Origin of the sequence: Pseudomonas sp. F3-2, assembly GCF_038804275.1 — a bacterium.
In the GTDB taxonomy this organism is placed as follows: Bacteria; Pseudomonadota; Gammaproteobacteria; order Pseudomonadales; family Pseudomonadaceae; genus Aquipseudomonas.
Map to the genome: position 1 here is coordinate 948,405 of NZ_CP152388.1, position 21,301 is coordinate 969,705.

At 60.7% G+C, this 21,301-nt stretch carries 17 protein-coding genes; 7 read left to right on the forward strand and 10 right to left on the reverse strand.

The window, feature by feature from the left end; genetic code table 11:
• Positions 1-110: 110 nt before the first annotated feature.
• From gcvP to gap, 10 genes are all read right to left on the reverse strand, one after another.
• Positions 111-2,975: an aminomethyl-transferring glycine dehydrogenase gene (gcvP, locus tag AAGQ88_RS04340; protein ID WP_342654532.1), complete on the reverse strand. Its 2,865-nt coding sequence runs from the start codon at positions 2,973-2,975 to the stop codon at positions 111-113.
• A gap of 10 nt (positions 2,976-2,985) precedes the next feature.
• Positions 2,986-3,369 carry a glycine cleavage system protein GcvH gene (gene gcvH, locus AAGQ88_RS04345; protein ID WP_342654533.1) on the reverse strand — a complete coding sequence of 128 codons (384 nt, stop codon included), beginning with the start codon at positions 3,367-3,369 and terminating at the stop codon, positions 2,986-2,988.
• 291 nt (positions 3,370-3,660) lie between these two features.
• Positions 3,661-5,169: a sigma-54-dependent transcriptional regulator gene (locus AAGQ88_RS04350; RefSeq protein WP_285423053.1), complete on the reverse strand. Its 1,509-nt coding sequence runs from the start codon at positions 5,167-5,169 to the stop codon at positions 3,661-3,663.
• Positions 5,170-5,398: 229 nt separating this feature from the next.
• A complete protein-coding gene (locus AAGQ88_RS04355) occupies positions 5,399-5,749 on the reverse strand; it encodes a DUF5064 family protein (RefSeq protein WP_285423054.1) in 351 nt (116 codons plus the stop codon).
• A gap of 52 nt (positions 5,750-5,801) precedes the next feature.
• Positions 5,802-6,233, reverse strand: coding sequence for a YbaN family protein (locus AAGQ88_RS04360; RefSeq protein WP_285423055.1), 432 nt, complete (start codon positions 6,231-6,233; stop codon positions 5,802-5,804).
• Positions 6,234-6,327: 94 nt separating this feature from the next.
• Positions 6,328-6,927 carry a biliverdin-producing heme oxygenase gene (locus AAGQ88_RS04365; protein WP_285423056.1) on the reverse strand — a complete coding sequence of 200 codons (600 nt, stop codon included), beginning with the start codon at positions 6,925-6,927 and terminating at the stop codon, positions 6,328-6,330.
• 102 nt (positions 6,928-7,029) lie between these two features.
• Positions 7,030-9,636 carry a TonB-dependent receptor gene (locus tag AAGQ88_RS04370; protein WP_342654534.1) on the reverse strand — a complete coding sequence of 869 codons (2,607 nt, stop codon included), beginning with the start codon at positions 9,634-9,636 and terminating at the stop codon, positions 7,030-7,032.
• 121 nt (positions 9,637-9,757) lie between these two features.
• Entirely contained in the window at positions 9,758-10,663 is a 906-nt protein-coding gene (locus AAGQ88_RS04375; RefSeq protein WP_342654535.1) for a FecR domain-containing protein, read from the reverse strand.
• Positions 10,664-10,820: 157 nt separating this feature from the next.
• Positions 10,821-11,336, reverse strand: a complete 516-nt coding sequence (locus AAGQ88_RS04380; RefSeq protein WP_285423058.1) for a sigma-70 family RNA polymerase sigma factor — start codon at positions 11,334-11,336, stop codon at positions 10,821-10,823.
• Positions 11,337-11,571: 235 nt separating this feature from the next.
• Positions 11,572-12,573, reverse strand: a complete 1,002-nt coding sequence (gene gap / locus AAGQ88_RS04385) for a type I glyceraldehyde-3-phosphate dehydrogenase (protein ID WP_342654536.1) — start codon at positions 12,571-12,573, stop codon at positions 11,572-11,574.
• 238 nt (positions 12,574-12,811) lie between these two features.
• On the opposite strand from gap, the gene edd reads away from it, so the two are divergent.
• The 7 genes from edd to AAGQ88_RS04420 all read left to right on the forward strand — a co-directional run bounded on the left by edd (position 12,812) and on the right by AAGQ88_RS04420 (position 21,300).
• The gene (gene edd / locus AAGQ88_RS04390) at positions 12,812-14,638 is read left to right on the forward strand and encodes a phosphogluconate dehydratase (protein ID WP_093461987.1); all 1,827 of its coding nucleotides are present in this window, start codon (positions 12,812-12,814) and stop codon (positions 14,636-14,638) included.
• Positions 14,635-15,603, forward strand: a complete 969-nt coding sequence (locus tag AAGQ88_RS04395) for a glucokinase (RefSeq protein WP_093461984.1) — start codon at positions 14,635-14,637, stop codon at positions 15,601-15,603. The genes edd and AAGQ88_RS04395 overlap by 4 nt, the downstream gene beginning before the upstream one ends.
• A gap of 130 nt (positions 15,604-15,733) precedes the next feature.
• Positions 15,734-16,471, forward strand: coding sequence for a response regulator transcription factor (locus tag AAGQ88_RS04400; RefSeq protein ID WP_285423060.1), 738 nt, complete (start codon positions 15,734-15,736; stop codon positions 16,469-16,471).
• Between the two features lie 6 nt (positions 16,472-16,477).
• Positions 16,478-17,938: an ATP-binding protein gene (locus AAGQ88_RS04405; RefSeq protein ID WP_342654537.1), complete on the forward strand. Its 1,461-nt coding sequence runs from the start codon at positions 16,478-16,480 to the stop codon at positions 17,936-17,938.
• Between the two features lie 164 nt (positions 17,939-18,102).
• On the forward strand, positions 18,103-19,389 hold the full coding sequence (locus AAGQ88_RS04410) for an ABC transporter substrate-binding protein (RefSeq protein ID WP_285423062.1): 1,287 nt from the start codon (positions 18,103-18,105) through the stop codon (positions 19,387-19,389).
• A gap of 164 nt (positions 19,390-19,553) precedes the next feature.
• Positions 19,554-20,462 carry a sugar ABC transporter permease gene (locus AAGQ88_RS04415; protein ID WP_093461971.1) on the forward strand — a complete coding sequence of 303 codons (909 nt, stop codon included), beginning with the start codon at positions 19,554-19,556 and terminating at the stop codon, positions 20,460-20,462.
• On the forward strand, positions 20,455-21,300 hold the full coding sequence (locus AAGQ88_RS04420; protein ID WP_093461968.1) for a carbohydrate ABC transporter permease: 846 nt from the start codon (positions 20,455-20,457) through the stop codon (positions 21,298-21,300). Before AAGQ88_RS04415 ends, AAGQ88_RS04420 begins: the two co-directional genes overlap by 8 nt.
• The last annotated feature ends 1 nt before the right edge of the window (position 21,301 follow it).

Below are 21,301 nucleotides of genomic sequence, written 5' to 3' on the forward strand. Positions count from 1 at the left end.
ATCTGCGCGCCACAAATCGTGTAGGAGTGAGCGTGCTCGCGAAGTGATTTCAGCGCCACGCGGGATCTCTTTTGAAAAGGGCCACTGCTCGCACAGTAGCCCCTTATCCGTCACGCGTCCTGATAGCTTTCGATCGAAGGACAGGCGCAGACCAGGTTGCGGTCGCCGAAGACGTTGTCGACACGACCGACCGGAGGCCAGTATTTGCCTTCGATCAACGAGGCGACTGGATATACCGCCTGCTCACGGCTGTACGGATGGCTCCATTCGCCAACCAGCTCGGCCGCCGTGTGCGGTGCGTTTTTCAGCGGGTTGTCTTCTTTGTCCAGCGCGCCACTTTCCACTGCGCGGATTTCCTCGCGAATCTTGATCATCGCGTCGCAGAAGCGGTCCAGCTCTTCTCTGGATTCGCTTTCGGTCGGCTCGATCATCAGCGTGCCCGCTACCGGGAACGACATGGTCGGCGCATGGAAGCCGAAGTCGATCAGGCGTTTGGCGACGTCATCGACGCTGATGCCGCTGGTTTCTTTGAGCGGGCGCAGGTCGAGGATGCATTCGTGCGCCACCAGGCCGCTGCTGCCGGTGTACAGCACGGGGTAGTGCTCTTCCAGGCGGCGCGAGATGTAGTTGGCGTTGAGAATTGCCAGTTGCGAAGCGCGTTTCAGGCCTTCGCCACCCATCATGCGGATGTACATCCAGGTGATCGGCAGAATGCTCGCGCTGCCGAAAGGTGCCGCGCAGACCGCGCCTTCCTTGCGTTCCATCTTGCCGTGACCCGGCAGGAACGGCGCCAGATGAGACTTGACCCCGATCGGGCCGACGCCCGGGCCGCCACCGCCGTGCGGGATGCAGAAGGTCTTGTGCAGGTTCAGGTGAGAGACGTCGCCGCCGAACTTGCCCGGCGCGCAGAGGCCGACCATCGCGTTCATGTTCGCGCCGTCGATGTACACCTGGCCGCCGTTGTCGTGAATGATGCTGCAGATTTCGCGAATGCCTTCCTCGAACACGCCGTGGGTCGAAGGGTAGGTGATCATCAGTGCCGCAAGGTGATCGCGGTGCTCGATGGCCTTGGCGCGCAGGTCTTCGATGTCGACGTTGCCACGTGCGTCGCATGCGGTCACAACCACACGCATGCCCGCCATGTTGGCAGTGGCAGGGTTGGTGCCGTGGGCGGACGAAGGAATCAGGCAGATGTCGCGACGGTCATCGCCACGGCTCTGGTGATACGCGCGGATGGCCAGCAGGCCGGCGTATTCGCCTTGGGAGCCGGCGTTGGGCTGCAGCGAGATCGAGTCATAACCGGTCGCGGCGCAGAGCATTGCTTCCAGCTCGTCCGTCAGTTGCTGATAACCGGCGCTCTGCTCAGCGGGGGCGAAGGGGTGAAGGTTGCCGAATTCGGCCCACGTCACCGGGATCATTTCACTGGCGGCGTTGAGCTTCATCGTGCACGAGCCCAGCGGGATCATGGTGCGGTCCAGAGCCAGGTCCTTGTCCGCCAGACGGCGCAGGTAGCGCATCAGTTCGGTTTCGGAATGATAGCGGTTGAACACCGGATGGCTCAGGATCGGCGACTGACGCTTGAGTTCGGCGGGCAGGCGGGCTTTAACGCTTTCGGCCAGCGAATCGAAATCGGGCAGTGCCTGGCCTTCACCTGCGAACAGTTGCCACAGTACTTCCACGTCGGCTTGCTGGGTGGTTTCGTCCAGCGATACGCCCAGACGATCGGCGTCGACTTCGCGCAGGTTGATCTGCTGAGCGCGCGCCTTGGCATGCAGGTCGGCAGTCTTGGCGCCGGTGTTGAGGGTGATGCTGTCGAAGAACGAAGCCTGCTCAACGTTCAGGCCCAGCGTGCTCAGGCCCTCGGCAAAAATCGCGGTCAGCTGGTGCACACGATTGGCGATGCGGGTCAGGCCGCGCGGACCGTGGTAGACGGCATACATGCTGGCGATGTTGGCGAGCAGAACCTGCGCGGTGCAGATGTTGCTCGTCGCCTTCTCGCGGCGAATGTGTTGTTCACGCGTCTGCATCGCCAGACGCAGTGCGGTCTTGCCGAAACGGTCGATCGAAACGCCCACCAGACGGCCCGGCATGTCGCGCTTGTAGGCATCTTTGGTGGAGAAGTAAGCCGCGTGTGGGCCGCCGAAACCCAGCGGCACGCCAAAGCGCTGGGCGCTGCCGATGGCGACGTCTGCGCCGAATTCGCCGGGTGGCGTCAACAGGGTCAGGGCCAGCAGATCCGCTGCAACGGCAACCAGTGCGTTGGCGGCATGGAAGCGCTCGACCAGGTCGCGGTAGTCGAACACGTCACCGTTGCTGGCCGGGTATTGCAGCAGCGCGCCGAAGAATTCGCTGACGTCGGTCAACTGGCTTTCGTCAGCCACGACAACGTCGATACCCAGAGGCTCGGCGCGTGTGCGCAGGACATCAAGGGTTTGCGGGTGGCAGTGGGCCGACGCGAAGAATTTCTGGCTGGACTTGTTCTTGCTCAGACGCTTGCAGAAGGTCATGGCTTCGGCGGCAGCAGTAGCTTCGTCGAGCAACGACGCGTTGGCGATCGGCAGGCCGGTCAGGTCGCTGATCAGGGTCTGGAAATTCAACAGCGACTCGAGACGACCTTGGGAAATCTCGGGCTGATACGGGGTGTAAGCGGTGTACCAGGCCGGATTCTCCAGCAGGTTGCGCAGAATCGGTGCCGGCGTGTGGGTGTTGTAGTAACCCTGGCCGATGTACGTCTTGAACAGCTGGTTTTTGCTGGCGATGGCTTTGATGTCAGCCAGCGCATCGGCTTCGCTCTGACCTGCCGACAGGCCCAGTACGCTGGTGCCTTTGATGGATTCGGGGATGACGCTGGCGCTCAGGGCTTCCAGCGAGTCAAAGCCGAGCGTGGCGAGCATGGCTTTTTCATCGTCGGCGCGCGGGCCGATGTGGCGTGCGATGAACTCGTTGGCGGTGCTCAATTCGATGCGGTCAGTCATGGCAGTCTCCTCAGGCTTCGGCGTTGGCTTTGATCAGACGGTCGTAGGCGTCCTGATCGAGCAGTTTGCCGACAGCGTCTGCGTCGGAAGGAATAAAGCGGAAGAACCAGCCCTGGCCCAACGGGTCTTCGTTGACCAGCTCGGGATTGGCGTCCAGCGCCGGGTTGACCTCGACGACTTCGCCATTGAGCGGCATGTACACGCCGCTGGCGGCTTTGACCGATTCGACCGTAGCGGCTTCTGCGCCTTTATCGTAGGACGCAAGCTCGGGCAGTTGCACGAAAACCACGTCACCCAGTGCGTCCTGCGCGAAAGCGGTGATGCCGACAGTCACGCTGCCGTCAGCCTCGGCGCGCAGCCACTCGTGATCTTCAGTAAAACGCAACTCGCTCATGAAATCTCCCCAGATGAAATCGCTCGTCGTTGGCGCGAGCATGATGGGTAGCTGCTTAGCAAGTTTGCGGCCAACCTTGCTCGGCGCCTGTAGATCAAGGCTTTCAGCGATTTGTCGCCGACCGCTATCGACGAGGCTGTAGCGAAATCGTTACGGAATCCGGGTGTTTGAAAAGCATTGCAGGATCAAGGCCTTGCTGTGCGCGCATGTGCCTTGAATGGAATGAAATCGTTCCGCTGTTTCGAAACCGTTCCGCACAGCGTGTTACTGCGCATGCCACCGATAAGGGCCTTACGATTTCCCTGTGATCCCGTATTTGCGTAAACGATGGGCAATCGCGGTGTGGGAAGTCTGCAAGCGCGCGGCCAGTTGCCGGGTGGAAGGATAGTGGCTGTAGAGCTTCTCCAGCAGGGATTTTTCGAAATGCTCGACGGCGGCCTCCAGGCTTTCGATTTCGCCGTCGCCCTGGCGCGCAACTGACGTCCCGGCAATGTCCAGATCGCCGATGTCCACCAGCGAGCTTTCGCAAATGGCCGCCGCGCGGAAGATCACGTTCTGCAATTGCCTGACGTTGCCCGGCCAGCGGTTGCCTAACAAGGCCGGATAAGTGGCGGGCGCCAGACGACACACAGGGCGCTGAATCTGCGTGCAGGCCTGTTCCATGAAAAAACGCGCGAGCAGAAGGATGTCCTGACCGCGCTCACGCAATGGCGGGACCTCCAGATTCAGTACATTGAGACGATAGAAAAGGTCCTCACGGAACGTCCCTTCAGCGACCATTTTTTCCAGATCGCGGTGCGTCGCGCTGAGGATGCGCACGTTGACCTGCACTTCCTTGTCGCCGCCAACGCGGCGGAAAGTGCCGTCGTTGAGAAAACGCAGTAGCTTGGCTTGCAGATAGGGCGACATTTCGCCGATTTCGTCGAGAAAGACCGTGCCCTGGTTGGCGAGCTCCATCAGGCCGGGCTTGCCCCCGCGTTGCGCACCGGTGAAAGCGCCTGGGGCATAACCGAACAATTCGCTTTCGGCGAGATTCTCCGGCAGCGCCGCACAGTTGAGCGCCAGAAAAGGCGCGCCATTGCGTGCGCTGACCGCGTGGCAGGCCCGCGCCACCAGTTCTTTGCCGGTGCCGGTTTCACCCTGAATCAGCAGCGGCGCATCGAGGGCGGCCACGCGCTGGGCGCGCGCCTTGAGGGTGCGGATGGGCGCTGAATCGCCAAGCAGCGCATCGAAGCCTTCTGCGTGATCGTGGTGCAGGGCGGACAGGCGTTCGCCAATGCGGCTGGGCAGATACAGTGTGAGCAACGCGCCTGCATCGGTGATCGGCGTCGCATCCAGCAGCAACGCCTCGCCGTTGAGCGTGACTTCGCGCAACGGCAAGCGAAAGCCGTTTTCCAGCAGCGCCGTTTGCAACGCGGGGTCGCCGAACAGCTCACCAATGGGTTCGCCAGCGGGTTCGCGACCATACAGTGCGACGAGCGCAGGGTTGGCGAGCAGCACATGCCCGCCGCTGTCGAGCGCCAGGACCGGATCGGTCATCGCCGCCAGCAACGCGTCCAGCTGCAAGTGACGACGTTGCCCCGGAAGGATGTCCACGACAGTAATCGCCTCCACGCCTCGCACCCGGAACAGTCGGTCCTTGAGTTCTTCGAGCAGTTCGTGGCTCAGGGTCGGCGCGTCGATGTAGACATTCGGCGGCACCATTTCCACGGCATCGAGGTTCAGGTTGCGCGCGCCGAGAATCGCTAGCACTTCCTGGGTGATGCCGACGCGGTCGATGAACGTAACGTGAATGCGCATGGGGAGCGAAGAGGTTCGGGCGATTGAAGGGAGCGATTATGCCAGTAAATGATGGGGTCCCGCCCTACACAGCGGGGCCAGGCGAATCTTCGATGTTCTGAGATCTGTGGGAGCGGGCTTGCTGGCGAAGAAGAAGCTCTGAAATGTACCTGTCGGCCATGGCAGCGTCTTCGCGAGCAAGCTCGTGCCTACAAGGGCGATGCGCGATTCGATGTCAGGCGCTGCCCGGCTATTCCAGATGCTCTGGCTTGACCGCATCGCCTGACTTCATGTCGAGCTTGTCGCGAATGTCCTCGAACATTGCGTCGTACTGTCCGTCCATCGCATGCAGGTCGGCGTCTTTGGGCAGGCCGTGTTTCTGTGCAAGCCGGGAGGCTTCACTGGCGAAGTTGTAGGCCTTGTCTTTCGGCAGATCGAAGGACTCGTTGAAGCCCTTGCCGTTGATATCGCCTTCGAGCGTGAAGTGCATGCCAGGACCTTCGTCGGTCTGCGCGACTTCGTAACGGATATGAATGTCGTAACCGACGTCCTCCGGTTGCAGGGCAGGACGGGCGATGTGCAGATGGCCGGGCTCGAACATGGGGTGCTCCAGCGAAATGTGATGAAGGTTAAGGACAGACCCTGCGGTCTGCTCAGGGTTCATCACGGGCAGGCGTCTTGGCATTGCCGACAGACTGAGCCTCGGGCTCGGGTCGCGACCATATCCATAGATTGACCAGCACCATGCCCGCCACGGCGAAGTAGATCCACCAGTTGTGTTTGAGCAGCACCAGCATCATGACGGCGCAGATCAGCATGGTCACAGTGGCGCTGATCTTGGCGCTGCGTGCGATCAGTTTGCCGTTGCGCCAGTTGGTCAGCATCGGGCCGAAGACCCGGTGGTTTTCCAGCCAGGCACTCAGGCGAGGCGAGCTTTTGGTCGCCGCCCATGCCGCCAGCAGGATGAACTCGGTGGTGGGCAGTCCCGGAATGAAAATGGCGATGATGCCGATCGTCAGACTCACGTAGGCCAGAATGCCAAACAGGATGCGGGACAGTTTGCTGCCTTGGGGTGTGCTGGTCATGGTCTCGGAAACGGCAGGGTAATGATGCAATGCGCGGGAATGCTTCCCGGCAAAGGCGCCTAGCTTAACAGTGCCGGGCGCCAAACGCGCGGGGTCAGGCCGGTTGCGCCGCTGCCGGACAAGCATAGGCGTGCTGCAGCAGCACGTTGAAACGTTCGAAGGCGGCGACGGCGCCGCGATCGATCTGTTCTTCCTGCTCGGGGCTGAAGGGCAGGTCGTCGAGGATCCTGATGAAGCGCTTCCAGCCATCGGCGCGACCACCGGCGGGCTCGCCCAGATGACGTGCGCCAAAGGTGTCGCTCAGGTTCAGCGCCTCGGCGCGCTTGATCAGGAATGCTGCGCCCAGCTTCGACCCTTCGGAAACGAACAGCCAGCCCAGCGCCTGGGCCATGCTGACCGTCGCCACGGCGCCTGACACCGGGGCCGGAATGGGCGCACCCAGGTCATTCAGGTCCGCCCTGGCCTGTTCTGCCCGGCATCGCGCAGGTAAATCGGTGATCAGTTCGATCAGTTGCGGATCGGTGTACAGCGCTTTGAGTTCTTGCTGAAACAGATACTGCGCGCTGAGAAAGCGACTGTAGCTGGCCAGGGTTTCGAACGGCGCATTGGCTTTGACGGCCTTGTCCAGCTGCTCATGCGGGGCGTGGGTGATCTGGTTCAGTCGTTGGGAGCGACGAATCGGGTCGTGGGACATGTGTCTTCCTTGGAATAGAGGCGTTTGTTAACGAGACGAGTGAGTGGCGTTCGAGCGTAAAAAAACAACCGCACCCCTGCAGAGGCGCGGTTGTCATTTCAGTCAGATATCCCACACCAGATTGACCGCGAAGTGGCGGCCCGGCTCGGTCAGACGATCCAGGCTGGACGGCGCAGTCACACCTGCCTCGCCGACGCCGTCGTAGCCACGCACGTCGTCCCAGCGCCAGTATTTCTTGTCGGCCACGTTATAAACGCCGCCATTGACGGTGACGTCATCGGTCACTTTGTAGAAGCCAGTGAGGTCAACGACGCCGAAGCCTGGCGTCCTGAAACCGCTCGACACACCATTCGGGGCGTGGAATTGCGAATCGTCCACGCGGGTCTTGCGCTTGACCAGCGTCCAGCTCACCAGTGCGCCATAGTCGTCCTGGTCATAACCCAGACCGTACACGCCAGTCAGCGGATTGATGCTGTTGAGCGGTTGTCCCGTGTCGTCGTTGCGACCGTAGGCATACGCCAGCGAGCCCTGTGTGTAGAGCCCTTCAGGCGCGCCGAAGCTGTCCAGATTCAGACGGCCCTTGAGCTCCACACCCTTGATGGTGGCGTGCTTGATGTTGTTGGACTGGAAGACCGTAGCCGACGAGGTTGCCGGTTGGATGGCGTCCTCATTGATGAAGTCGCGATACTTGTTATAGAACACCGCCACGTCGAACGAACCCTCGTCGAAGCGGCCCCGCAGACCGGTCTCGTAGCTCCTGCTTTTTTCCGGTTCAAGGTCCGGATTCGGCTCGACGGTATAGTTGCCGCTGACGTTTTCAAAGCGCCCATACAGGCTCTTGGCCGTCGGGGTGCGGAAACCTTCGGCGTACTGGCCATACCAGGTGTAGGCGTCGTCGAACGCGTACGTGATGCCAAGTTTTGGCGACAGGCGATGCCACTTCTTGTCCTTGTCGTTGAACTGGTCGGGATTGGTCAGGTTGTAGGCTTTCAGAAACTCGTCTGTCGCATGCGGTGACAGTGTCGTGTAGTCATAACGCGCGCCGGGCATGAAGGTCCAGCTACCCCATTTTATCTGATCCTGGGCGAACAGGGCGTAGGTGTTCACGGTCGGATCCGGGAAATCGCTGGTCGGCAACAGGCTGTCCGTCGAACTCGTGCTGGGCGCGCCAATGGTGGTGCAGGTGCCCCCGACGGCCGCGCAGGTGGCGTTGCCGCTACGCTCACCGGTGACTTTCTGCTGTTTGAGCGTGGTGCCGTAAGTCAGCAGATGCTCGGTGTCAGCGATGCTGAACGCCTTGTCCAGCTGGGCATCGAAAATCCATTGACGTTCTTTGTAGAACGTATTGCGCGCGCGCCAGACATCCCGGGAGACAGCGCCGGTGAATGGGTTTTTCGGGACGTACCGCTCGAGTGTGTCCTGATCGGTCTTCGCGATCTGGTAGTTCAGGCTCCACTTGATGTTGTCCGCCAGCAGGCTGTCCAGCGCAAAAGCGTTTTCAACGCCGAAGCGCTCGCGGGTCACGACATCGTTGCCTTTACGGGACTGGTAATAGCCCATGCCGCTGCCCTCGTTGAAAGGCCCGCCAACCGCGCTTTTCTGGTTGGTATGGGTATCGTCCTTGAACTTTTCGTAGGTGAAGCCCAGCCGGTCATTGTCGCCATAATTCCAGCCCAGTTTGGCCAGCACGTTGGTCGCGCGTTTGTCTTCCGGGTTGGCGGCGGTGCGGTCCAGCCCGGTGCCGCCATGCTCGCCGTAGGACTCGGTTTCCCGGCCGTTACGCTGGCTGACGTGCAGCATGGCGTCGAAGTCGCCCTCGCGCCCCGCCACGGTCGCGGAGTTCAGCCAGCTGTTGTCCGCTGAGCTGTAGCCGGTTTTCAGGCGTGCGCCGACGTCTTTGCCTGGCTTGATGATGTCTTCCGGATCGAGCGTGTAATAGCTCACCGCGCCGCCAATGGCGTTACTGCCGTACAAGGCAGATGCAGGGCCACGAAGGATTTCCACACGCTTGACGATCTCGGGGTCGACGTAATTGCGATGGGTGTTGGCGTAGGGGCCTGAGAAGTAGTTGTCCGGGACTTCGACACCATCGACCTGAGTTAGAACGCGATTGCCGTCGATCCCGCGGATGTTGTAACCGGTCGTGCCAGCACGCTGCCCCGCACCGCCTACGGACACGCCCGGCTCGTCACGCACCAGATCGCGAATGCTGTTGACGTTCTGCCGGTCCAGGTCGGCGCGATCACGCACGCTGACCGTGTTGGGCACCGAGGCTATCGACTGCGCCTGGCGCGTGGCGCTGATGGTGACCTGATCCAGCGCCAGTGCGCCGCCGGCGCGCCGCTCGAGCACGACGTTGTTGTTGCCCAGGTTGCGGTAGCTCAGATTGCTGCCCGCCAGCAGGCGCTCCAGTGCTTGCTCGGCCGACAAGGTTCCGTTCACGCCGGGCGAGGTGACGTTCTGCGCCAGATCCGCCGAAAGCCCCACCTGCCAGCCCGTGATCTTGCTGAATTCGTTGAGCGCCGAAACCAGCGGTTGTTGCTTGATCGAAAACTGATAGGCGCCGGCCACGCGTGCCGGTTGCTCGGCAGCGGCGGTGGCAGGGCTGTGCAGACTGGCGCCCAGGATGGCGACGGTAAGCAGTGAGAGGGTGGAGTGGCGGGTGGTCCTGGGCGAGTCGGTGGGCGTAGGGGTGAACGTGGACAACATCGATAGCGCTCCCTGTCGTGCGGGTCGTTTATAGTTTTTGCTGAATGATTCAAATAAGAATCAGTTGCATTGGCTATGACTAGACGAACGACGAACGGCTATCGCGTAAAAATAGTTTTGCTCAGTTGAGAATCACCAGCGCCGGCAACTCGTGAAAGCTGGCCGAGGTGATCTGCGCGAGCGAGCGCACCACGTCGACAGGGCTGTCCAGGCGGTAATTACCGGTGACCGCCACACGATCGAGCTTGCTGTTGGTGTTCACGATCCAGCCCGGATAGTAACGGCGCAGCTCGGCCAGTACCTCGCTGAGCGGGCAATTGTCGAAAATCAGGCGGCCCTGAATCCACGCCAGATCCTTGTTCTGATCGACCTTTTCGCGGCGGCCAAAACCCTCCGGGCCGACCTTCAGACTGTCGCCTGCGCCCAGGTTCATCTGCGAATTGCCACGCAGCGCCTGCACGTTCAGTGCGCCGCGCTCGACCTGTATCTGCGCCACACCGTCCAGATAACGAACGGCAAACGCGGTGCTGCTGGCGCTCATGCGTACCGGGCCAGCCTCGACTTCCAGCGGCAAGCCCTTGGCGCCGGGCACTTCGAAAAACGCCTCGCCTTGATACAGACGCGCGACCCGCTGCTGTTCGTCCAGGTCGGAGGAAAACGCAGATCGGGTATTGAGTAGCACCTTCGAACCGTCCGCAAGCTCCAGCCGCTGGCGCTCTCCGGCCACGGTCAGGTGGTCGGCACGCAGGCGCAGGGGCAGATCGCTGAAGTTGAACAGGCCCAGCAACAGAACCGCTGCCGTGGCCAGAGGCAGCCAGTGAGGGCGTACGCGGCGAAGCAGAGACGGTTTTTTCGGCGTCGCGAGGTTCACGGCCGCCGCGAACACTGGCTGAGAATTCCACATGGCTTCGGCCCGGGTGAAGGCTTCGCGATGGGCCGGGTCTGCCGCCAGCCACGCCTGAAAGCGGGCGTGCCCGGCGGCGTCGGCGTTTTCCAGTTCGATCAGCCAGTTCAGGGCCTGGTCCATTGCGCTGTGCTTCAGCGAATCGTCGGCCGGATGCGGGCCTGATGAATGAGAGTCCCTCAAGGGAGCGTCCTCGGATACACGGTGTGGGGCGCAGTGTAGCGCTGGCCAGGCTGGCGAGCCGCCTGTTTCTTATCGGTAACGGGTCAGGCTGTCGTCATCACTGATCGAGCCGGGCTGCGACGCCCAGACAAATCGCCATGATCAGCTTGAGTTCCTTTTGTACGGTGCTGGCCGACACGCCCAGTTGCTCGGCGATTTCCAGATAGCTGGCGCCGTTGAGGCGACTGAGCGTGAATATCTTCTGCTGGCGCGGCGTCAGTTTTTCCAGGCTGGCGTTCAGGCTTTCGAGCAGGCGATTGGCGTGCGCGGCATCTTCGAGCGTCGAGTCCGGTGCTACGACGTTGTGGATATCCGCCAGTGGAACGTCGTCGACGATGGTTCGGGCGTGGATGCGTCGGGCGCGCAGGTGGTCAAGCGCCAGATTGCGTGCGGTCTGGAAAACGAAGGGTTCGAGATGATCGATCGCGCGTTCGCCCAGTGCGCGCGTGACGCGAAGATAAGTTTCCTGCAGCAGGTCTTCGGCGGTACTGGGGTTGCGAACCATGCGCTGCAAAGTGCGCAGAAGAATCGTTCGCCGGGCCAGGAATACATCGTTGAAGTGCGATTGCGTCACGCGGATAACCCGACCAGAAAATCAGCGGATGATAATGCTTATCATCTGCGGGTCTGGCAAGGTGGGAATTCGCAAAGATTTTGTAAAGGGGAGTGACGGTCTTGATCATTTGAAGCGCGCTTGCCCGCTAGGGCGGCGCGTCAGCCGATGCACATGAGGCTGACACGCCGCCGTCGCGAACGCGCGGTCTGCAACAGGTCTATTACGGGGCGGACGTTGCGCCCGGCATCAGGCCTTACTCGGCATTCATCAACGCCAGGCAGTTATCGAGCATACGGTTGGAAAAGCCCCATTCGTTGTCGTACCAGGCCAGCACTTTGAGCAGGCGACCGCTGACTTTGGTGTGGTTGGCATCGAAGATCGACGACAGCGGGTTGTGGTTGAAGTCGTGGGAAACCAGCGGCAGAGCGTTGTAGCCGAGAATCTTCGAGTGCTGGGCCGCTTCTTTCATGATCGCGTTGACTTCATCAGCGGTAGCATCGCGCTTGAGCTGGATGGTCAGGTCAACCAGAGACACATTGATGACCGGCACGCGCACGGCCATGCCGGTCAGCTTGCCCGCCAGTTCCGGCAATACCAGACCCACCGCTTCGGCGGCCCCGGTCTTGCTCGGGATCATCGATTGAGTGGCCGAGCGGGCGCGGTAAGGGTCGGTGTGATAGACGTCGATCAGATTCTGGTCATTGGTGTAGGCGTGAATGGTGGTCATCAAGCCGTTTTCGATGCCCAGCTCGCGGTTCAGCACCTGCGCCACGGGCGCCAGGCAGTTGGTGGTGCACGAAGCGTTGGAGATCACTTGATGAGACTGGCGCAGCACATCGTGGTTAACGCCATAGACCACGGTGGCGTCAGCGCCCTTGGCCGGGGCGGAAATAATGACTTTCTTGGCGCCAGCGGTAATGTGACCGGCAGCCTTGTTGCGATCAGTGAACAGGCCGGTGCACTCGAACACCACGTCGATGTTCTCGGACTTCCATGGCAACTCTTCCGGATTACGGATGGCGCTGACCGAGATACGGTCACCATTGACGGTCAGACTTTCCTTGTCGTGTTCCACAGTGCCATCGAACGGGCCGTGGACTGTGTCGTATTTGAGCAGGTGGGCGTTGATCTCGCTGTCGCCCAGATCGTTGATGGCGACGACTTGCAGGTCCTGGCGGTAACCTTGGGTATAGAGTGCGCGTAGGACGTTGCGGCCGATGCGGCCAAAGCCGTTGATTGCGATGCGGAGAGTCATACACCCGTCCTCAGTGAATTTGTTGTTGGAATTACAAGATTATTCTCATAAAAATAGAAAACAAGCCCTTTTAGTGGCAGTATTTTGTTTTATCTACAAATAGAAACCCGTCGAGCCTTCTCAACTGTCTGAAAATCAAAGCGTTTGCTGAAGCGTTTCTCTCAAGCAGCGTTTTGACCGGCGAGTTCTGAAAGCGCCTGAACGGGTGACCACATCCGCTAGCCTGGAGTTCATGACCATGCATCCCCGCGTCCTTGAGGTAACCGAACGGCTGATCGCTCGCAGCCGTGACACCCGCCAACGCTATCTGCAGCTGATCCGGGGCGCGGCGAGCGACGGACCGATGCGCGGCAAGCTGCAATGCGCCAACTTCGCCCATGGCGTGGCGGCCTGTGGTCCTGAAGACAAACACAGCCTGCGTATGATGAACGCGGCCAACGTCGCCATCGTTTCTTCCTACAACGACATGCTCTCGGCGCATCAGCCTTACGAGCACTTCCCTGAACAGATCAAAAAAGCCCTGCGCGAAATCGGCTCCGTCGGTCAGTTCGCTGGCGGCGTGCCGGCCATGTGCGATGGCGTGACTCAGGGCGAACCTGGCATGGAGTTGAGTATCGCCAGCCGGGAAGTCATTGCGATGGCAACGGCGGTGGCGCTGTCGCACAACATGTTCGACGCCGCGCTGATGCTGGGCATCTGCGACAAGATCGTGCCGGGTCTGTTGATGGGCTCGTTGCGGTTCGGGCACCTGCCGACGATCTTCGTGCCGGGCGGGCCGATGGTGTCGGGCATCTCGAACAAGGAGAAAGCCGACGTGCGACAGCGCTACGCCGAAGGCAAAGCGACCCGAGAAGAGCTGCTGGACTCGGAAATGAAGTCCTACCACGGCCCGGGCACCTGCACCTTCTATGGCACGGCGAACACCAACCAACTGCTGATGGAAGTCATGGGGCTGCACTTGCCGGGCGCCTCCTTCGTCAATCCCTACACACCGCTGCGTGACGCACTGACACGCGAGGCGGCGTTCCAGGTCACGCGTCTTACCAAGCAGAGCGGCGATTTCATTCCGCTGGGGGAGATTGTGGACGAACGTTCGCTGGTCAACTCGATTGTGGCGCTGCACGCGACGGGTGGTTCCACCAACCACACGCTGCACATGCCGGCGATCGCCCAGTCCGCGGGCATTCAACTGACCTGGCAGGACATGGCGGATCTGTCCGAAGTCGTGCCGACGCTGACCCACGTGTACCCGAACGGCAAAGCGGACATCAACCACTTCCAGGCTGCCGGCGGCATGTCGTTCCTGATCCGCGAGCTGCTTGATGCGGGCTTGCTGCACGAGGATGTCAACACTGTCGTGGGGCGTGGCCTGCGCCGCTACACCCAGGAGCCGTTCCTGGACGACGGCAAACTGGTCTGGCGCGACGGCCCGACGCAGAGCCTGGATGAGAACATCCTGCGTCCGATTGCCCGTCCGTTCTCGCCCGAGGGCGGTCTGCGGGTGATGGAAGGCAATCTGGGGCGCGGCGTGATGAAGGTTTCCGCGGTGGCGCTGGAGCATCAGATCGTCGAGGCCCCGGCCAAGGTCTTCGAGGATCAGCAGGATCTGGCCGACGCGTTCAAGGCCGGCGAGCTGGAGTGCGACTTCGTTGCGGTAATGCGCTTTCAGGGGCCGCGCTCCAATGGCATGCCTGAATTGCACAAAATGACGCCGTTTCTGGGCGTGCTGCAGGATCGCGGTTTCAAGGTCGCCCTGATTACCGACGGCCGCATGTCCGGGGCCTCGGGGAAAATCCCGGCGGCGATTCATGTCTGCCCCGAAGCCTCTGATGGTGGCCCGTTGGCACTTGTGCGCGATGGGGACCTCATTCGGGTAGATGGCGTGAAAGGGACGTTGCAAGTTCTCGTCGAACCGGCAGAATTGGCCGCCAGAGAGCCAGCAATCGGTCGTCTTTCTCACAATGTGGGCAGCGGCCGGGAATTGTTCGGCTTCATGCGCATGGCCTTCAGCTCGGCAGAGAAGGGCGCCAGCGCCTTTACTTCGAATCTGGAGACGCTCAAGTGACATTGGCGATGGTGGGTGATATCGGCGGGACGAATGCTCGTTTTGCCATCTGGGAAGACGATCAGCTGCATTCGATCAGGGTTTTTCCGACAGTCGATTACGCCAGTCCCGAGAAGGCGCTGCTGGTCTACCTGCAAGACCTGGAGCTGCAACCGGGCGATGTCGGTTCGATCTGTCTGGCCGTTGCCGGCCCTGTAACGGGCGACGATTTTCACTTCACCAACAGCCACTGGAAGATTAATCGGCAGGCATTCTGTGCGGCGCTGAAAATCGACAGTCTGATCATGGTCAACGATTTCACGGCCATGGCCTTGGGCATGACGCGCCTGCGCGACGATGAATACCTGACCGTGCGCCACGGCAAGGGCGACCCGAAAGGCGCCCGCGTGGTGATCGGGCCTGGCACCGGTCTGGGCGTCGGCACGCTGATCCGCACGGGCGAAGCGCACTGGACGGCAGTGCCAGGCGAGGGCGGTCACGTCGATCTGCCGATCGGCAATCCACGTGAGGCAATGCTGTGGATGCGCCTGATGGCTGAGCATGAGCACGTCAGTGCTGAAACGATTTTAAGCGGCGCCGGTCTGTTGCTGCTGTATCAGGTCAGCTGCGCGCTCGATGAGATCGAACCGCAGCTGAAGTCACCGGCGGCGATCACCTCCGCAGCGCTCAAGGGCGATCCGGTTGCCAGCGCCGTGCTGGAGCAGTTCTGCGTCTTCCTCGGCCGCGTTGCGGGTAACAATGTATTGACCGTGGGCGGGCGTGGAGGTGTGTATATTGCCGGGGGCGTGATTCCGCGGTTCATCGACTTCTTCAAGCAGAGTGGCTTCAACGCCGCATTTGCGCAGAAGGGGTTGATGAAGGATTACTTCAAGGACGTGCCGGTGTGGCTGGTGACGGCCGAATACCCGGGCCTGATGGGCGCCGGGGTGGCGCTGGATCAGGCGCTGGCAAGTCGCCAGCTCTAAGCTCTAAGCTACAAGCTACAAGCTACAAAAAGGAACGCGAACGGCTCTGCTTTTTCTTGAGGCTTGGAGCTTGAGGCTTGTAGCTGCTTCTCTCATAACAACAATTTCAGTGCTTACAAGGACGACCAACGTGAACGCTGTCAGTAAATCGATCCTCGTCGTCGATGACGACGAGGAGATTCGCGAGTTGCTGCAAGCCTACCTGAGCCGCTCGGGTTTTCAGGTGCGGGCAGTGGGCGACGGGGCGCAGTTTCGTCAGGCGTTCAATGACGAGCCGAGCGACCTGCTGATTCTCGACGTCATGCTGCCCGACGAGGATGGCTTCAGCCTGTGTCGCTGGGTCAGGCAGCATCCACGCCAGCCGCATATTCCCATCATCATGCTGACTGCCAGTTCCGACGAGGCCGACCGGGTCATCGGGCTGGAGCTCGGTGCCGACGACTACATGGCCAAACCCTTCAGCCCGCGTGAGCTTCAGGCGCGCATCAAGGCGTTGCTGCGGCGAGCCCAATTCGGCCAGGAGCGCACGGGTGGCGAGGTCCTGGTGTTCGATGAGTGGCGTCTGGACATGGTCAGTCATCGCCTCTTTCACAGCGATGGCGAAGAGGTGATTCTCTCTGGCGCCGACTTTGCGCTGCTCAAGCTGTTTCTCGACAATCCCCAACAGATTCTCGATCGTGACACCATCGGCAATGCCACCCGCGGGCGCGAGCTGATGCCGCTGGAGCGCATCGTCGATATGGCGGTCAGCCGCCTGCGTCAGCGTCTTCGGGATACCGGCAAAGCGCCGCGGCTGATCCGCACGGTGCGAGGCAGTGGCTATCTATTGGCAGCCAATGTGCTGCCACAAGCCAGCAACGGTTACTGATCCTCGATGGTCGTCGAGAAAAAGCGCCGTCTTCCGGTGCCGCGCTCGCTGTTGGGGCGCATGTTGCTGCTGACGCTGTTGGCGGTGTTGCTAGCCCAGACGCTGTCCAGCCTGATCTGGCTTTCGCAGCTGCGGGCGACGCAAATGGAAGGCCTGATCACCAGCGCCCGCAGCCTTGGGTTCTCCATGGCGGCCAGCGTGAGTTATTTCCGGTCTTTACCCGTTGCGTTCCGTCCCCTTGTGCTCGATCAACTGCGCAGCATGGGCGGCACGCGATTCTTCGTTTCCCTGAACGACCGCCCGCTGGAGATGCAGGTGCTGGAACCGACCGTGCGCAAGTCGGCCGTCATCAACGTGGTCGGGCAGGTGTTGCGCCAGAACCTGGGCGCTGACCCGGATATCCTGGTGCGTTTCGTCCGTCCCGAAGACCTGCGTATCTTCAACAGCGGGCTGAAGCTCGACGAGCTGCCACGTTCGTGGGCCCATTACGCGCTGACGCTGGAGCCGGTGAATCCGCCGGTACTGGTGACCCAGATCGAGCTGTCTCCCGGCGAGTGGCTGTACATCGCTTCATTGCTGCCTGAGCCCTACACGATGCTCGAAGAAGAGGGCCTGCCCTCTCAGCAGGTCTGGTTCATTGGCCTGACGAGCATTTTCCTGCTGGTGTTCATCGGGCTGCTGGTGCACTGGCAGAGCGGCCCGTTGAAACGCCTGGCTCGTGCCGCGCGAGACCTGTCACTGGGCGCCGATGTCGAGCCGGTGGTGGAGGGTGGCGGCAGCGAAGTCATCGAAGTGACCCGCGCGTTCAACACGATGCGCGACCGGATCAGCCGTTACCTGACTGAGCGCGGCCAGCTGTTCAGCGCGATTTCCCACGATTTGCGCACGCCGATCACTCGACTGCGGCTGCGGGTCGAGCTGCTCGAAGACGAGAAGATGCAGGCCAAATTCACCCGGGACCTCGACGAGCTGGAGCTGTTGGTCAAAGGCGCGTTGCAGTGCGTGAAAGACACTGACATCCACGAGAACATCGAGCCGGTCGACCTCAATCATGCACTGGACTGCCTGATCGAACCCTACATGGCGCCAGAGGGGGCGGGTCGGGTGACGCTCAAGGGCAAGGCAATGTCGATGTTTTATGGCAAGCCGCTGGCGCTTCGGCGGTGCATGGGGAACCTCATCGACAATGCGATCAAATACGGCGACCGGGCGCACCTGACCATCGAAGACGATGCCGATGCGTTCGTGCTTCACGTGGAGGATGAAGGCCCCGGCGTGCCTGAGCAGCGTCTGGAGCAAGTTTTCGAGCCGCATTTTCGATTGGCCGGCAAGCATCAGCAGGGCTATGGCCTGGGGCTGGGCATCGCACGCAACATCGCCCACAGCCATGGCGGCGAAGTGACGCTGCAGAACATGCGCGAAGGCGGGTTGCGGGTGACGCTGTATCTGCCACGTGGGGTGGAGTGAGCGCCGACCCGGTTCTACAGGTCATACGGGAGGTTTCGTGAATGTCACCATCCTGTGACATTCGCGCATCCCTTCGTTACCGTCCGCTCTAGCCCCTTGGTTAGAATCCATGCAGCGCAAGCACCAAGACTTGCTCATGCATAACAACAAGAAAGGTCAAATAGATGAATTCGATTACCCGTCTCGCTGCACTCATTTCTCTCGCCTCGTTGTTCCCTCTGAGCGCCATGGCCGCTGATTCCAAAGGCACTGTCGAAGTCGTCCACTGGTGGACTTCCGGTGGCGAAAAAGCGGCAGTCGATGTGCTCAAGGCTCAAGTTGAAAAAGACGGATTCACCTGGAAAGACGGCGCTGTCGCAGGTGGCGGCGGCTCGACTGCCATGACCGTTCTGAAAAGCCGCGCCGTTGCCGGCAACCCGCCAGGCGTCGCTCAGATCAAAGGCCCTGACATTCAGGAATGGGCGTCCACCGGTTTGCTCGATACCGACGTGTTGAAAGACACCGCCAAGTCGGAGAAGTGGGACAGCCTGCTCGACAAGAAAGTCTCCGATACCGTGAAGTACGACGGTGATTACGTCGCCGTTCCCGTGAACATTCACCGCGTGAACTGGCTGTGGATCAACCCGGAAGTCTTCAAGAAAGCCGGTATCGAAAAAGCCCCGACCACCCTCGAAGAATTCTACGCCGCAGGCGACAAGCTCAAGAAAGCCGGCTTCATTCCGCTGGCTCACGGCGGTCAGCCTTGGCAGGACAGCACCGTGTTCGAGGCCGTCGTGCTGTCGGTCATGGGCGCAGACGGTTACAAGAAAGCCTTCGTCGACCTGGACAACGGCGCGCTGACCGGTCCTGAAATGATCAAGTCGCTGACCGAGCTGAAGAAAGTCGCCTCCTACATGGACCCGGACGGCAAAGGTCAGGACTGGAACCTGGAAGCCGCCAAAGTCATCAATGGCAAGGCCGGTATGCAGATCATGGGCGACTGGGCCAAGTCCGAATGGACTGCTGCCAAGAAAGTCGCGGGCAAGGACTATGAGTGCGTAGCGTTCCCTGGCACTGACAAGGCCTTCACTTACAACATCGACTCCCTGGCGGTGTTCAAGCAGAAGGATGCCGGCACTGCGGCAGGTCAGCAGGACATTGCCAAGGTGGTGCTGGGCGAAGACTTCCAGAAGGTCTTCAGCATCAACAAAGGCTCGATTCCGGTGCGTAACGACATGCTCGGCGACATGGGCAAGTACGGTTTCGACTCCTGCGCCCAGACTGCTGCCAAGGACTTCCTCGCAGATGCCAAAACCGGCGGCCTGCAACCTAGCATGGCGCACAACATGGCAACCACGCTGGCCGTTCAAGGCGCGTTCTTTGACGTCGTGACCAACTTCATCAACGATCCGAAAGCCGATCCGGCTGATGCGGCGAAGAAGCTGGGCAGTGCGATCAAGGCCGCTAAATAACGCATAGCAGCAAAGTCTGTAGGAGCGCGCTTGCCCGCGATTGCGGTGTGTCAGTCAATGCACCTTTGCCTGACACACCGTATTCGCGAGCATGGTGGACTGCCACCCCGGTCACTCCTACAGAAACGGTCTCTGCATTTCATTTTTCTGTACTGGATTTCACCATGAGTTCTGTTGCTGTGTTCAGCAAAGCCTCGCCGTTCGATGCACTGCAGCGCTGGCTACCCAAACTGGTGCTGGCGCCAAGCATGTTCATCGTATTGGTGGGCTTCTACGGCTACATCCTGTGGACGTTCGTTCTGTCGTTCACCAACTCCACCTTCCTGCCCAGCTACAAATGGGTGGGGCTGGCGCAATACGCGCGCTTGTTCGACAACGATCGTTGGTGGGTCGCGAGCAAGAACCTCGCTGTGTTCGGCGGGATGTTCATCGGCATCAGTATGGTCGTCGGCGTGCTGCTCGCCGTGTTCCTGGATCAGCGCATTCGCCGTGAAGGCTTCATTCGCACCATTTACCTGTACCCGATGGCGCTGTCGATGATCGTCACCGGTACAGCCTGGAAATGGCTGCTCAACCCGGGCATGGGCCTGGACAAATTACTGCGGGATTGGGGCTGGGAAGGCTTTCGTCTGGACTGGCTGATCGATCCGGATCGAGTGGTTTACTGCCTGGTCATCGCGGCCGTGTGGCAAGCGTCGGGCTTCATCATGGCCATGTTCCTGGCCGGCCTGCGGGGCGTCGATCAGTCGATCATCCGCGCAGCGCAGATCGATGGCGCAAGCATGCCGAAAATCTACTGGAAAGTGGTGCTGCCAAGCCTGCGTCCGGTGTTCTTCAGTGCCGTGATGATTCTGGCGCACATCGCAATCAAGAGCTTCGACCTTGTTGCGGCGATGACGGCCGGTGGTCCTGGTTACTCCTCCGACCTGCCTGCCATGTTCATGTATTCCTTCACGTTCAGCCGCGGCCAGATGGGCATGGGCTCGGCCAGTGCAATCCTGATGCTCGGTGCGATTCTCGCGATCCTGGTGCCTTATCTGTATTCGGAGTTGAGGGCCAAGCGCAATGACTAGTCTCGCCGGCAAACCTTCCATCAGCCTGAGCCGCGTTGCGATTTACGCGGTCCTCATCGCGGCTGTCCTGATTTACCTGGTGCCGCTGGTGGTGATGCTGTTGACCAGCTTCAAGTCGCCTGAAGACATCGGCACCGGCAACCTGCTCAGCTGGCCCGCCGAAGTGACCACCATCGGCTGGATCAAGGCCTGGGCCACTGTAAAGGGCTACTTCTGGAACTCGTTCCTGATCACCGTTCCGGCGGTGCTGATCTCCACCGCCATCGGTGCGTTGAACGGCTACGTGTTGTCGATGTGGCGCTTCCGCGGCTCGCAGTTGTTCTTCGGCCTGTTGCTGTTCGGTTGCTTCCTGCCGTTCCAGACCGTCCTGCTGCCGGCATCGTTCACCCTCGGCAAGATGGGGCTGGCCAGCACCACGACAGGGTTGGTGTTGGTACATGTGGTTTACGGGCTGGCGTTCACGACGCTGTTCTTTCGCAACTACTACGTCAGCATTCCGGATGCGCTGGTGAAGGCTGCTCGCCTGGATGGTGCAGGCTTCTTCACGATTTTCCGTCGGATCATTCTGCCGATGTCGACACCGATCATCATGGTCTGCCTGATCTGGCAATTCACCCAGATCTGGAACGACTTTTTGTTCGGCGTGGTGTTTTCAAGTGGTGACTCGCAGCCGATCACGGTGGCGCTGAACAACCTGGTCAACACCAGCACCGGCGTCAAGGAATACAACGTTGATATGGCAGCGGCGATGATCGCCGGACTGCCGACCCTGCTGGTCTACGTGGTCGCAGGCAAGTATTTCGTGCGCGGGCTGACGGCCGGCGCAGTCAAGGGGTAAT